Annotated in this window: 13 protein-coding genes, 1 tRNA gene, 4 pseudogenes and 1 other annotated feature; of the genes and pseudogenes, 10 read left to right on the top strand and 8 right to left on the bottom strand. The window is 62.7% G+C overall.

The features are described from left to right. The first annotated feature begins 18 nt into the window (after window positions 1-18). Window positions 19-91 (top strand) — tRNA-Ala (locus B133_RS0111355). A gap of 21 nt (window positions 92-112) precedes the next feature. Here the strand turns inward: B133_RS0111355 and B133_RS25335 are convergent. Together B133_RS25335 and B133_RS22715 are read right to left on the bottom strand one after the other, a co-directional pair. Further along, window positions 113-343, bottom strand: coding sequence for a Wadjet anti-phage system protein JetD domain-containing protein (locus B133_RS25335; protein WP_369751447.1), 231 nt, complete (start codon window positions 341-343; stop codon window positions 113-115). After that, entirely contained in the window at window positions 262-786 is a 525-nt protein-coding gene (locus tag B133_RS22715; protein ID WP_051088048.1) for a Wadjet anti-phage system protein JetD domain-containing protein, read from the bottom strand. The genes B133_RS25335 and B133_RS22715 overlap by 82 nt, the downstream gene beginning before the upstream one ends. A 216-nt stretch (window positions 787-1,002) precedes the next feature. On the opposite strand from B133_RS22715, the gene B133_RS0111345 reads away from it, so the two are divergent. Both B133_RS0111345 and B133_RS0111340 read left to right on the top strand, forming a co-directional pair. Further along, window positions 1,003-1,272: a ribbon-helix-helix protein, CopG family gene (locus B133_RS0111345; protein WP_018601155.1), complete on the top strand. Its 270-nt coding sequence runs from the start codon at window positions 1,003-1,005 to the stop codon at window positions 1,270-1,272. Then, window positions 1,269-1,583 carry a type II toxin-antitoxin system RelE/ParE family toxin gene (locus tag B133_RS0111340; protein WP_026256283.1) on the top strand — a complete coding sequence of 105 codons (315 nt, stop codon included), beginning with the start codon at window positions 1,269-1,271 and terminating at the stop codon, window positions 1,581-1,583. The genes B133_RS0111345 and B133_RS0111340 overlap by 4 nt, the downstream gene beginning before the upstream one ends. Before the next feature lie 71 nt (window positions 1,584-1,654). Here the strand turns inward: B133_RS0111340 and B133_RS0111335 are convergent, their stop codons facing one another. After that, window positions 1,655-1,954 carry a hypothetical protein gene (locus tag B133_RS0111335; RefSeq protein ID WP_018601151.1) on the bottom strand — a complete coding sequence of 100 codons (300 nt, stop codon included), beginning with the start codon at window positions 1,952-1,954 and terminating at the stop codon, window positions 1,655-1,657. A gap of 444 nt (window positions 1,955-2,398) precedes the next feature. On the opposite strand from B133_RS0111335, the gene B133_RS0111330 reads away from it, so the two are divergent. Then, on the top strand, window positions 2,399-3,787 hold the full coding sequence (locus B133_RS0111330) for a hypothetical protein (RefSeq protein ID WP_157625855.1): 1,389 nt from the start codon (window positions 2,399-2,401) through the stop codon (window positions 3,785-3,787). Window positions 3,788-4,549: 762 nt separating this feature from the next. Here B133_RS0111330 and B133_RS25330 read toward each other — a convergent pair. Further along, a pseudogene (locus B133_RS25330) lies at window positions 4,550-4,693 on the bottom strand (IS1634 family transposase); the annotation flags it as partial. Between the two features lie 20 nt (window positions 4,694-4,713). Between B133_RS25330 and B133_RS23685 the strand changes: the two are divergent. From B133_RS23685 to B133_RS24385, 5 genes and pseudogenes are all read left to right on the top strand, one after another. Beyond that, a pseudogene (locus B133_RS23685) lies at window positions 4,714-5,799 on the top strand (IS3 family transposase); the annotation flags it as partial. Beyond that, window positions 5,011-5,142 (top strand) — a sequence feature (AL1L pseudoknot). It overlaps the preceding pseudogene by 132 nt. A gap of 206 nt (window positions 5,800-6,005) precedes the next feature. Next, complete coding sequence (gene istA, locus B133_RS0111305) at window positions 6,006-7,604, top strand: IS21 family transposase (RefSeq protein WP_026256280.1); 1,599 nt, start codon at window positions 6,006-6,008, stop codon at window positions 7,602-7,604. Then, window positions 7,601-8,401, top strand: a complete 801-nt coding sequence (gene istB, locus B133_RS0111300; protein ID WP_018601139.1) for an IS21-like element helper ATPase IstB — start codon at window positions 7,601-7,603, stop codon at window positions 8,399-8,401. The genes istA and istB overlap by 4 nt, the downstream gene beginning before the upstream one ends. Before the next feature lie 42 nt (window positions 8,402-8,443). Further along, a complete protein-coding gene (locus tag B133_RS0111295) occupies window positions 8,444-9,019 on the top strand; it encodes a hypothetical protein (RefSeq protein WP_018601137.1) in 576 nt (191 codons plus the stop codon). A gap of 177 nt (window positions 9,020-9,196) precedes the next feature. Beyond that, window positions 9,197-9,376: pseudogene (locus B133_RS24385) on the top strand (IS3 family transposase); the annotation flags it as partial. Here B133_RS24385 and B133_RS25325 read toward each other — a convergent pair. After that, the gene (locus tag B133_RS25325) at window positions 9,331-9,531 is read right to left on the bottom strand and encodes an integrase core domain-containing protein (protein ID WP_369751489.1); all 201 of its coding nucleotides are present in this window, start codon (window positions 9,529-9,531) and stop codon (window positions 9,331-9,333) included. The pseudogene B133_RS24385 and the gene B133_RS25325 sit on opposite strands and share 46 nt — an antisense overlap. On the opposite strand from B133_RS25325, the gene B133_RS24890 reads away from it, so the two are divergent. Next, window positions 9,469-9,627, top strand: coding sequence for a hypothetical protein (locus tag B133_RS24890; RefSeq protein ID WP_232423285.1), 159 nt, complete (start codon window positions 9,469-9,471; stop codon window positions 9,625-9,627). The two genes, B133_RS25325 and B133_RS24890, sit on opposite strands and share 63 nt — an antisense overlap. Here the strand turns inward: B133_RS24890 and B133_RS25320 are convergent. The 3 genes and pseudogenes from B133_RS25320 to B133_RS0111275 form a co-directional block, all read right to left on the bottom strand. Further along, window positions 9,559-9,750 (bottom strand): annotated as a pseudogene (locus tag B133_RS25320) (IS481 family transposase); the annotation flags it as partial. The gene B133_RS24890 and the pseudogene B133_RS25320 overlap by 69 nt on opposite strands. Beyond that, window positions 9,668-10,192 (bottom strand): helix-turn-helix domain-containing protein, encoded by a 525-nt coding sequence (locus tag B133_RS22695; protein ID WP_157625853.1) that lies wholly within the window; start codon window positions 10,190-10,192, stop codon window positions 9,668-9,670. The gene B133_RS22695 and the pseudogene B133_RS25320, both read right to left, overlap by 83 nt. An 853-nt stretch (window positions 10,193-11,045) precedes the next feature. Beyond that, the gene (locus B133_RS0111275; protein WP_232423284.1) at window positions 11,046-11,726 is read right to left on the bottom strand and encodes an LpqN/LpqT family lipoprotein; all 681 of its coding nucleotides are present in this window, start codon (window positions 11,724-11,726) and stop codon (window positions 11,046-11,048) included. Window positions 11,727-11,807 lie beyond the last annotated feature (81 nt).

Raw genomic sequence — 11,807 nt, 5'->3', positions numbered from 1 at the left:
TCGTGGAGCACGACAAACGGGGCTATGGCGCAGTTGGTAGCGCACCACACTGGCAGTGTGGGGGTCAGGGGTTCGAATCCCCTTAGCTCCACTTTTGGACACCTTGGTGTCCTTACTCGAACTCGGTGCTCGCTTTGGGCGCACAGGACGGCAATGGCCGGATGCGGATTTGGTTCACGGCGACATCCATCGGGATGCGTTCCTGCTCCGGTCGTAGGCTTTCACTTCGTAGCAGCTCCAGCGCCGCGAGTTCATCGTTGGTCAGCAGAGCGGCGTCCACGTGTTCGACGGCTGGGTGTGACACCGTGAGATCACGCCAGCCTGCCAAGGTAGCGCGGTCCATGAGCAGGCTCTCGCAGGAACGTCTCGCACGGAGCGGGCCAGGATGGCGAAACCGTCGGTGTCCAGGTCGCCCCAATAGAGCACGTGTTTTGCGCCACGCACCCATGGGAAGTCGGCAACCGCCAGCGCATGGCCGCCCCACCTGAACACGGCGACGGTATCGGGTAGGTCGGGAAGTGCTTCAAGAGTCTGCAGGTTTTCCACGACGAGAACCCGTGGCGGCGCCAAATTCAGAGCCGACAGCTCTCGGTCCGATGCCGCCACCAGGCGTGGAAGACCCTGCCGCAGTGTGGGATCGAGGATGGCGATCGCCCGCAGCAGGTCCCGTTCACGCAAGCCCAGATGCCCGGGTATACCGAGCGGGACCACAAGCGATATCACGGCGGCCCGGTGGGTGCCAAGCCATTTGGTGTCGACGCCCGGGATCGGCAACTGTCGGATCAACAGCCCGGAGCCGGTTCAGTGTTGGGTCGAGGGCGTTTCGAGGGGCAGATGCCTCGATTGTCGGTTTCGATTCCGCCGATTTCAGGCCTTCTCGGGCATCGGCGCAGTTCGAATGGGTGCGCAAGGTCTGCGGTTAAGCTCCGAAGACGTTGGAACGCGGGGCGTCGTATCGAGGCGTATGAAGTAGGATTGAATCCTATCGTTCTGGAGGTGGCTATGCGTACGACACGTCAACTAAGCATCACGCTGCCCAACGACATGGCTGATGGTCTGCGTGAACGAGTGCGGTCGGGGGAATACGCCAGCGAGAGTGAGGCTATCCGCGAAGGACTGCGGGCCTTGTTTGCCCGCGATCAAGCGGTTGAAGCCTGGCTACGGGATGAGGTGGCCGCCGCATACGACGCCGTCGTTGCCGATCCCTCTACGACGGTCTCCACGCAGGCGGTGCGGGCGCGCCTTGCCCGTGAGCAAGCCGGGGACGGTTGAGCCTCAGCGTCGTCTTCACGCCTGGGGCCGAGGACCAGCTCGTTGGGCTGCACCGCTACATCGCGGCAGCAGGCTCGGCGGAAGTAGCTGCGCGCTACGTTGAATCGATCGTGGCGTTCTGTGAGGACTTGGGTGTATTCCCGCATCGTGGCAGGACGCGAGATGACATCAGATCAGGTCTTCGCACGGTCGGCTTCAAGCGTCGAGTCGTGATTGCGTTCGCTGTGTTCGGCCAATCGGTCGTGATTGTCGGTATCTTCTACGGTGGGCGCGACTACGAGGCGGTTCTCGGCACCGAGGTGGATAGGTGAGTTCGATACTGCCTCAATACTTTCTGTTGTTCGAACTTTGCGTTGGTTTGGAGTCAGTCATCGTGGCGTATTCAGATCCAGCCCGACCGTCCTCGCAACTCAACGGCCTCGTTCCGAAGCGCGCTGGCGACGGCTGTGTGCGAGACGCCGAAGTGAGCACCAATCCAGGCCAGAGATTTACCCGATGTGTATAGAGCTGCTGCTTCGGCGACCTGTGCGTCGTTCAAGCCTCGCCGGCGGATGGCGACACCTTGTTCTCGCACCACGGTGGCGACGCGAGTCTTGGAAATGCCGAAGCGAGTGCCGATCTGCTGGGTAGTTTCGCCGGCTTTGTAACGGTGCACGATGTTGTTCAGGTCATCAGCGGTCAAGAAGCGTTTGGAACGGCGATTCGGACCGTCCTGGGGTGGTCGTGCTGGTGATTCGGCGGCGTTTGCGCAGTTGGGTGTCAATGGCCAAGTTGGGCCCATTCCTTACAGAGGTGACCGAGGTTCGAGTTTCTTCCTATTGCCTCCACCAATGTGATGAGTCGAGTCATTGGTTCATGGCGCCACATTTCACCACTGACGGCACATCCGCGGTCAGTATGTCTAGGCCAAAATGCAGTAGTGCATTACTGATGTCTAGGCCAAAATGCAGTAGTGCATTACTGAAGTCCGCACCGAACTTGGCCAGTAAGTTTGGTCCTGTACGAGGTCACGCCATCGAGTTTCAGACCGCTCACATCCACGTGAGCCACGAGACGGCGATGAGTCCTGGTCAATGCAATGTTCATGGTGCAATCGGGGGGTTCGCAAATGCCACAATCAATTTCGTTGACATCAGTCGAGTGCTTCGACAAAGCGATGCAGGCGGACTACGTCGACCAAATCGTCGTCTACCTTCAGCCCGTGGCCGATACGACCGAACTCGACCACGACGGGAACGAAATCGGGGTGCAAAAGCCGGTGGGAACGCCGCGAACGCTGGTCATCGGCGCACCGAAACCGCTGGGGTTTCGATCGGGAGTGAAGGCGACGTTCGACGACAAACTCACCGTCAGCGTCAATGGCGGACCCGCCCAGCAATGGGAACCGGGGGTTGGCACCATATATGCCCCTGCTGGCGCGGGAGAACACCACCTACAGGTCACCGTCGTCAACGTCCGCGGTGTGTCCGATCCCTACTTGCTCGCGAAGGTACTGTTCACGGTCGGCTCGGCAGCAGCAGGACTAGCGGCAGGATACGCACTGAAAGAAGGTTTGGCGGCGATCATTGCGGCTGATAGGGCTAACGACGTTCTCGACATCGCGAAGAAGATTGCCTCCGGCGGCGGTGGCGGTTTAGTCGAGATGGGGCTTAAAGCCGTAGCTGGTTTGATCACAGACATATTCAACGATTGGCCCAACTGCGCCGGCACAGTGGTGGAGGGCTTAGTGCCGTTCGACGGCCCCCTAGGGCCGAAGGGATTGACCACGAGCCCCGCTCTAGCCGGAGCGTTTGCTGGATGTGGGGAGCCCCCGAGATACTCAGTCCAGCTTCATCGTCACCCGAACAACGATTTCGCGGAAGACAAGCCCGTCAAATGGGACTGCCGCTACCGGCCCGACATGGACGTGAGTGCATTCACATTCACTCCGTGGTGGAGGTCAGACCTCAAAAAAGAACAAACTCTCTACGCCGTTATGGGACAGCACCTAGATAGCTCGCCCATTCGCGTGGGAATAGTGCCCGAAGAAGAAGGCGGACTTGGGGTTACCGTGCTCGAGAAAACACGTGATGGCAAGGGTGTGGCGTTCAGCCGGACATTTCACGGTGTGAAGCCGGAAATAGTCGGGATCAGGACCAAGCCACCGGGTGCCGTGTTGATCAAGCCCCCACCGGGTGGTGACGAAGAAGGCGACCGTAAACCCCTTGGTTTCACACACCAATTGGATACGACAGAGGTGAAACTAGCCCCGGATCGCCTACCGTGGTGGCAGGCCCCGCTTCTGCCTGTGGTCAGCCCGGACCGCAAAGTTTCCCGGATCACCCTGCCCGAGATCGATGTCCAGATGGACCTATACAGAAAGCACTGCACGAGTAAGGACGACGTGGAAGAGACACTGGATGAGAGCGTGATCTATTACCGCCGCGGTGGGACGACGGCCCGTAACGCGCAAGGCAAGCCCGGGTTTACCGTGTCCACAGCCACTCTCGTATCTACGCGTCCCGATCCCCACTAGGTTGATAGTCCGGGCCCGACGGAATCCTCTGCGCGATACGTCAACGTAGCGAACGGAATGGTGTCGACCGGCCGCAGTTCGGCACGGCCCCGTCCCGTCGAGCTGCAGGGCCGCATTCTTTCGAGACGACGACGTCACCGGGCTGATCGCCTGGCCCCTCCCTGTTCGGGGCGTTCGGCGGCTAATACACCTGCGGATACGACGGCACTGGTCCCGACGAACTCATTCGGTCATCATCCACGGCGTCCTACGATCTCGGAGAACTCTCCGAAGAGGTCCGACACGAAATCGATCGGTTCTACGCGTCGCCAAACCTGTGGGAGCTCACCGCTCGCGCAGCCATCGAGCCAGGAGGGCATCAGGTCGACCGCCATTGACCGCGAATCGTACCTGCCAACTTCAAAGATGAGTGTGCATGCGATTCGCGGGTCCGCTCCTGTGCGTGAGACAGGCCTGGCCTTGTGACCAGCCGGGGCGCGGCGGGTGCCCTCGAATTCAGGGAAGCACGGCAGGTAGCGGCGGACTCCACTGCGTCACTAGATCATTCGCGGCCATCCGGTTGTATCCGGCGAAGAACGAACGTGTGGTGTTGGCAGGTTGTGCGACCCCAACCGTGACTTGACCGTCGTACTCGAAGAAGGCGAAGTTCTCTAAGCGGATCCCAATTGCTTGCTGGAACTTCGCAGCGTCGTCGGGGTTGACCGGATGCAGCGTGATCCGCCGGGGTCCGTTCGATTCCTCAGTGCGATACGTCAGTGTGGTCTTGAAGGCGTTGATGACGGGCAGCATGGTGGCGGTCTCTGCCCTGTTGCCCTCAAAAGCGGCCACGGTCAGCGGGAACCCGGTGGCATCGGTCAACAGCCCGAGAGTGATGAATCGCTCTGGAAATCCCGGAGGCTCCTGACCTTGGAAACGAGGATGCAGGTATGCCCACGGAATCGTCATCGGGGAAGAAGCCGACCAGCCGCCGCTACAGTCCGGAGGAGAAGGCCGCGGCGGTGCGGATGGTGCGCGCGTTGCGGGCCGAACTCGGCACCGAGCAGGGCACGGTGTCCCGGGTCGCTCACCAGCTCGGCTACGGAGTCGGTGCGCTCCTGGGTGCGTCAGGCTGACGTCGACGACGGCTACGAGCCTGGTGTGACGACCACCGAGTCGCAGAAGGTCAAGGAGCTTGAGCAGGAGATCCGAGAACTCAAGCGTGCCAATGAGATTCTGAAACGAGCAGCGAGTTTCTTCGGGGCGGAGCTCGACCGCCAACACAAGAAATAGTCGCCTTCATCGACGCCCAGCGCGGCGAGTTCGGGGTCGAGCCCATCATCACCGTCCTGCGCAGTGCAGGGGTGGCGGTGGCCCCAAGCACGTACTACGACACCAAAGCCAGGCCACCGTCGGCGCGGGACCGGCGTGACGCCGTACTGGGACCGGCGTTGCGGCAGCTCTGGGAGGACAACTACCGCGTCTACGGGGCCCGCAAGTTGTGGAAAGCCGCCCGCCGTGCCGGTCATGACGTCGGCCGGGATCAGGTGGCCCGACTAATGCGGGCCGTCGGCATCGAAGGGGCGCGGCGCGGCAAACGGGTACGCACCACCAAACCCGACCCCACGGCAGCCCGGCACCCCGATCTGGTGCAGCGCCAGTTCACCGCCACCGCGCCCAACCAGCGCTGGGGTACAGATCTGACATTCGTGCCCACCTGGGCCGGGGTGGCCTACGCGTGCTTCATTATCGACGCCTATAGCCGCACGATCGTCGGTTGGCGAGTCGCACCACACATGCGGACTTCGATGGTGCTCGACGCGCTGGAGATGGCTCGGTGGTCACGCGGAAACCTGTTGGTCGGCTTGAGATGTCACTCCGATGCCGGGTCCCAATTCACATCCATCCGTTACGGGGAGCGACTCGCTGAGATCGGCGCGGCGCCCTCGATCGGGACGATCGGGGACAGCTACGACAACGCGCTCGCCGAGACGGTCAACGGATACTACAAGGCCGAACTGATCTACGGACCCGCCTGGCTGTGACAGCCTGATTTGGCCCCGGGCGGACGACTAGAAATGGCTCCACCTGTGTGGCCGCGGGTGTGCCGTTTGACGGTCTGAGTTGGCTCCGTCTCCACGACACTCCGCGTCGGTTATGACGACGTGAATTGGCCCCGCCTGACAGTGATCACGTGCGGTTCGGATGGCCCGGATCGCTGGTGAGAGGTGGTGGCTGGAAGGTGAGGTCAAGGGTGGAGCAGTTCGCGGCGATCCGGCGGGATCATCGGGTTGAGGGTTTGTCGATCCGGGCGCTGGCCGATAAGCATCGGGTGCATCGGCGCACGGTGCGCCAGGCGTTGGAATCGGCGGTGCCGCCGCCGCGCAAGACGGCGCAGCGGGTGGCGCCGCGGTTGGAGCCGTTCAAGGCCGCGATTGATGAGATGCTGCGTTCGGATCTGGATGCCCCGAAGGGGCAACGCCACACCGCCCGAAGGGTTTTGGCGCGTCTGGTCGATGAACATGATGCGACCGGTTTGTCGTATTCGACGGTACGCGACCATATCCGGAAACGTCGCCCGCAGATTGCGGCGGAGGCGGGCCGGGCGTTGGAAGCGGGGTTTGTGCCTCAGACGTATCGGCCGGGTGCTGAGGCCGAGGTCGACTTCCATGATCTGTGGGTGGTGCTGGCTGGGGTGAAGACCAAGACTGCGCTGTTCACCATGCGGTTGTCGTTCTCGGGGCGGGCAGCGCATCGGGCATTCGCGACCCAAGGCCAGGAGGCGTTCCTGGAAGGCCACGTCTATGGGTTCGCCCGGCTCAGCGGCGTGCCGGTCGACAAGATCCGCTACGACAACCTCAACAGTGCGGTCAAGCAGGTGCTGTTCGGACGGTCGCGTCAGGAGAACGAGCGTTGGATTGCGTTCCGGTCGCACTACGGTTTCGAAGCCTGGTATTGCCAGCCCGGTCACGAAGGCAGTCATGAGAAGGGTGGCGTGGAGGGCGAAGGTGGCCGATTCCGGCGCAACCACTGCGTGCCGATGCCGGTGGTGGACTCCATTGACGAACTCAATGCGCTGCTGACTGCTGCTGATGACGCTGACGATCACCGTCGGATCACCCACCGCGCCAATAGTGTTGGCCAGGACTGGGAACTGGAGAAACTGTCGCTGCAGCCGGTCCCTGACGAGCCGTTTGATACGGCGCTCACGCTGACCCCGCGGGTGGATCGGTACGCCCAGATCATGGTGCGCTGCAACCAGTACTCGGTGCCGGCCCGGTTCATCGGGCATCGGCTGCGGGTGAAACTGTCGGCTTCCCACGTCACCGTTTATGACCGCACGACTGTGGTGGCGCGCCATCCCCGTGCGATCGGTAAGGGCACCAAAGTGCTGGACTTGGATCACTATCTGGAGATCCTGGCCCGCAAACCCGGCGCGCTGCCCGGGGCCACCGCCCTGGCGCAGGCACGGGCAGCCAAGATGTTCACCGCCGAACACGACGCATGGTGGGCGGCCGCCCGAAAGACCTATGGCGACGCCGCCGGCACCCGCGCCCTGGTCGAGGTGTTGCTGCTGCATCGTTACCTCGACCGCGCTGACGTGCTGGCCGGAATCGGCGCGGCCCTGTCGGTGGGCTCAGCCAACGCCGATGTGGTGGCATTGGAAGCACGCAAGGCCGCCGAACACCGCACCGGCGGTCACCGGCATCAGAACAGTTCTGGCGCCGACACTGAGGTGCTCCTGCTGGCCGAACACCGTTTAGGCGTAGCGATCGCCGACGAACGTCCGCTGCCGTCGGTGGCCCCCTACGACACTCTGCTGGGTAGGCAGAGCTCATGACCGTCCCGCGTCACACGGTCACTGACCAAGCCGCGGTCGCGGCAATCGAACAGGGCGCCCGGATGTTGCGGCTGCCGACGATCCGGGATCGCTTCGCCGAGATCGCCGCCGCGGCCGAACGTGAACAACAGTCCTATCTGGGTTTCCTCTCGGAGCTGATGATCGCCGAGTGCGAGGACCGCGACCGCCGCCGGGCGCAGCGCCGCATTCATGACGCCGGGTTCCCCCGGCCAAAGCGGCTCGACGAGTTCACCTTTGAGGCCAACCCGGCAATCAACCCAGCAGTGATCGGGACCCTGGCCACCTGCGCCTGGGTCAAAGCCGGTGAGCCATTGTGCTTGATCGGGGACTCCGGGACCGGCAAAAGCCACCTGCTGATCGGACTGGGAACCCTGGCCGCCGAGACCGGTTACCGCGTCCGCTACACCCTGGCCAGCAAGCTGGTCAACGAACTCGTCGAAGCCGCCGACGACGCCCAACTCAGTAAGTTGATCACCCGCTACGGCCGGGTCGATCTCCTGCTGATCGACGAGCTGGGCTACCTGCAATTAGACCGCCGCGGCGCGGAGCTGCTGTTCCAGGTGCTCACCGAACGTGAAGAACGCTCCGCGGTGGCGATCGCCTCCAACGAACCGTTCTCGGCGTGGACCAAAACCTTCACCGACCCACGGCTATGCGCGGCCATCGTTGACCGGTTGACCTTCGCCGGGCAGATCATCGAAACCGGCACCACCTCATACCGACTCGCTCATGCCCGCAAACGGCGCACCGCCAGCACCGAACCCAGCAGTACCTGAAAGCAGACCGTCACACCACGCGGCGGCTACAGTGACCAGGTCATGTTGGTCGCCGATCTGCAGCATTTCCTCGACCTGGGCCCCGACACCCCCGGGCCCGCACGCAAGCTCGCCGAACACCTCACCGGCATCGTCGCCGCCGCCAGCGCTGGCGACGCCCACACCCCGTGGGAAACCGCCCTACCGTGCCGGCGCCGACCAGCCAACCGCCGCTGCCCTGGCCACATCAACGTGGTCAGCGCCCAACCCGACCAACCCATCGGCTGGCGCTGCAGCCACTGCGGCGACGACGGCACCATCAGCAATTGGGCAGGATCCATCTACGACCTACGCCGCCAGCAATTGACCGCGGCCCAACCGCGCCACGACATCGTCATCGACGCTGACACCGCAGCTGTCCTGCGCACACTGACATTCCTCGACTCTGACTGCCAGAGAGCGGTTTTCGCGATCAGCAACCACAACAACGAGCTGCATCTTGCGCTGACCGACACCGAACTCGACGAACTGATCGACACACTCGCCGCCGAGTCCAACCACGAACTCAACCGCCGACGCCAACGACAACTCGACACCGCCTACGACGCCCTGACTGCCATCATCGACCAACCCCGGTAATCACCGCGACGGGCCCTCCTCGACCCCCACCGCACATCGAGGACCTTCTCGCCGAAGTCGACCGCGACCCGACCATCTTCTGCCGCTAACACCGACACCACCGCTACAGCCCCGAACTCGACCGAGGTGGGGCCAAAACTCGCGTCACACCGGGGCCAATTCAGGTTGACATTGCCACCCGCCCGCACCGGCCCCTGGAAGACCGTCGAAGACGTCGAACTGGCCACTCTCGGCTGGGTCTACCGGCACAACACCGCCCGCCTCCACGGCTACCTCAATGACGTCCCACCCGCCGAGTACGAAGCCGCGTTCTACGATGCACAACGGACCGACCAAACCCTGGTCGAAATCCAATAGCCCGAGCCTCCGGCTGAACCAGAGCGTGTCGGTTGTAGGTCTGCCAGGGTTGCCGGTAGTGGGCGTCGGGCCAGCCAGCGTTTGAGGGTTTGGTGGCAGCGTTCGACCTTGCCTTGGGTTTGGGGGTGGCCGGGGTGACCGTTTTTCTGGGTGATCCCGAGCTGGCCGATGAGGCGTTCGAAGTCGTTGTGGCCGTGGGTGAATCGTGCGGTGTAGACCGCGCCGTTGTGGGTCAGGGTGGATGCCGGTAGGTCGTGATGTTCGGCGGTGGTGGTGAAGCTGGCGACGACGTCATTGACGGTGACTCTGCGGAATGCGGTGCAGTGCAGGACGTAGCGGGAGTGGTCGTCGAGCCAGTTGAGGATTGCGGTGTTGGTGCTGTCGGCGAGGGGCCAGTGGGTGAAGTCGGATTGCCAGCATTCGCCTGGGTTGGTCGGCGGCGAAGCGCCGGTAGGAGCTTTTGGATCGTTTGCGTGGTTGTGGGGTGATCAGGCCGTGGTGGTGCTGGATGCGGTGGATGGTCGAAGTGGCCGGTGCGGGCAGGCCTTGTTTGGGGAGATGTTCTTGCAGGATCAGTGGGCCGGCGTCGAGGCCGTCGGCGGTCAGTTGTTCGCGTAGCAGCACGATCGCGGCGATGACGTCGTCGCGGACCGCTCGTGGGTTGCTGGTGGGGTGTCCGGAGCGGGGGTCGACCGCGTCGAGGCCGCCGAGTTGGAAGCGTTTGAGCAGGCGGTAGATGTGTTGGCGGGAGAGTCCGTAGGTGCGGGTTGCTGCCGTCACGGTGAGGCGGCAGCTGGTGACTTCGAGAACGACCACACGCGCTTTGGATATGAGCCACGACTGTCACCCATGTCCCGACTCATGTGTCACCTATGTCGTGAACCTACACACCCTTAGCACCCAGGAAAAACAACACTTCGGGCGCTTGCCTGTCCAGGACGTTGACGACAGTGCCGTTTGCGCTTGGGCAGTGGCTCTATCGCCTTTCCGGCTCGTAGCGGGCGCGGCAGCTGATGCATTTATCGCAGTGGAGCTGCTCGTAGTGAGCAGCGGCGGTCAGCGCCAGGTAAACCATCACCGACGATCTAGATCGGCCTCCGACCGAGCCAGCGGTGCTTGCCCAGTCTCGAAATGAGTGCGGTCACTAGGTGCACCGTGTCTGTAACTCGGAACCGGTGCCGGAGCACGCGAGCAAGATCAACGCTCGTGACCGAGTAAGGGTTGGTCTTCAACAGCTGCTGAAGACCAACCCTTACTCGATTCCGGTCCCGCTACATCCGATGGTTGCGGTCCGGACGCCGTATGCCTACTGGCTTGGCCAGATACGCGGCGCCGGGCCAGCCGGTGGCTGGGTCCGCAGATTGGCCCCGGGTGTTGTTCCGTTTTGTGCTGCACCCAAGCACTGACCGAGTCGTCCCGGGCTGCAATGCGCCGTACCGCCAAGACTGTTCGGGTTGCCCCGGTTGCTCAGGTCTTGGTTACTCCAGCAGACGCCGGTACGCGGATCTGTCAGCCCGTTGCAAGGAGCAGCATGGGCGGTAGGGGGAGACACCAGCGGTGTCGACATGATAGTTCCGCCGACGATCACCGCGACGAACATGGAGGTGCGAAATATGGTCATTGACTGCTTACTCTCCATAGGTTTCCGGGCCGGCCGTGATGGGCGTGATCATGGGGCGGTGATTTTGGTATTCGTGTTGATGTAATCAACGGCATCGAGCACAACCTGCCGCTCGTCCGCCGGCGCGGTCGCCTGAAGCTGCAAGACGAAGAAGTCCTTGTCTTTTCCGGGTACCACCACGGTCTTCTCACCTACGACCATATTTTTTCCATCATTGGTGTAGGTCCCCTTATAGGTGACGGAATCGAAGCCCGAGAACGGAGCCACTACCGGATCACCGACTGGCTGGAATCCGGGCAGGTTCTGCAGCATGCCCGGTGCGTATTGGAGAATCTCGGCGGCGTCGACATCGCCGACAAGCTTGCTGGCGATCGCGAGCATGGTCGGCGGGATGGCGGGGTCCGTGGGGGTGTCGTAGATGATGCCCCCGTATGCCCAATCGGGAGTGTCCTCTTTCGCGAGTTGGCTCCAGCCGGGCGGGAAGGACAGCTCGACGGTCGGCGTTCCGGGTTCCTTGGCCCGGTAAGGCACCTCCGCGATGTTGTGCTCGACGATGTAATCGTGCAATGTCTGCTTGGTGCCGTCGGGCCGGTCGGGAGGAGGCGGCAGCGCCGAGGTGGTCGCTGATGCCGCTGCTGAGGTTGTTGTCGTGGACTCTGACGTTGTTGCTTCGGTCTTCGTGCCGCTGCCGCAGCCAACGATGGCAAAGCTCAGTGCGGTGGCGCACAAGCCTGCTGTCGCTGTCACCAACGTGTTCCTCATGGAATTGCTTCTCCTCGCCGTTCGGCAGTGTGTTGGATGCTTAACCAG

This window comes from Mycobacterium sp. 155, assembly GCF_000373905.1.
Classification (GTDB): domain Bacteria; phylum Actinomycetota; class Actinomycetes; order Mycobacteriales; family Mycobacteriaceae; genus Mycobacterium.
The sequence above is the reverse complement of the archived record's forward strand: the minus strand, read 5'-3'. Positions and strand labels throughout refer to the sequence as shown.

What these genes read in the sequence shown, in the direction of transcription:
- B133_RS25335 (WP_369751447.1), bottom strand. Translation starts at nt 343, where the DNA reads ATGGACCGCGCTACCTTGGCAGGCTGGCGTGATCTCACGGTGTCACAC.
- B133_RS0111345 (WP_018601155.1), top strand. Translation starts at nt 1,003, where the DNA reads ATGCGTACGACACGTCAACTAAGCATCACGCTGCCCAACGACATGGCT.
- istB (WP_018601139.1), top strand. Translation starts at nt 7,601, where the DNA reads ATGACCGTCCCGCGTCACACGGTCACTGACCAAGCCGCGGTCGCGGCA.
- B133_RS0111295 (WP_018601137.1), top strand. Translation starts at nt 8,444, where the DNA reads ATGTTGGTCGCCGATCTGCAGCATTTCCTCGACCTGGGCCCCGACACC.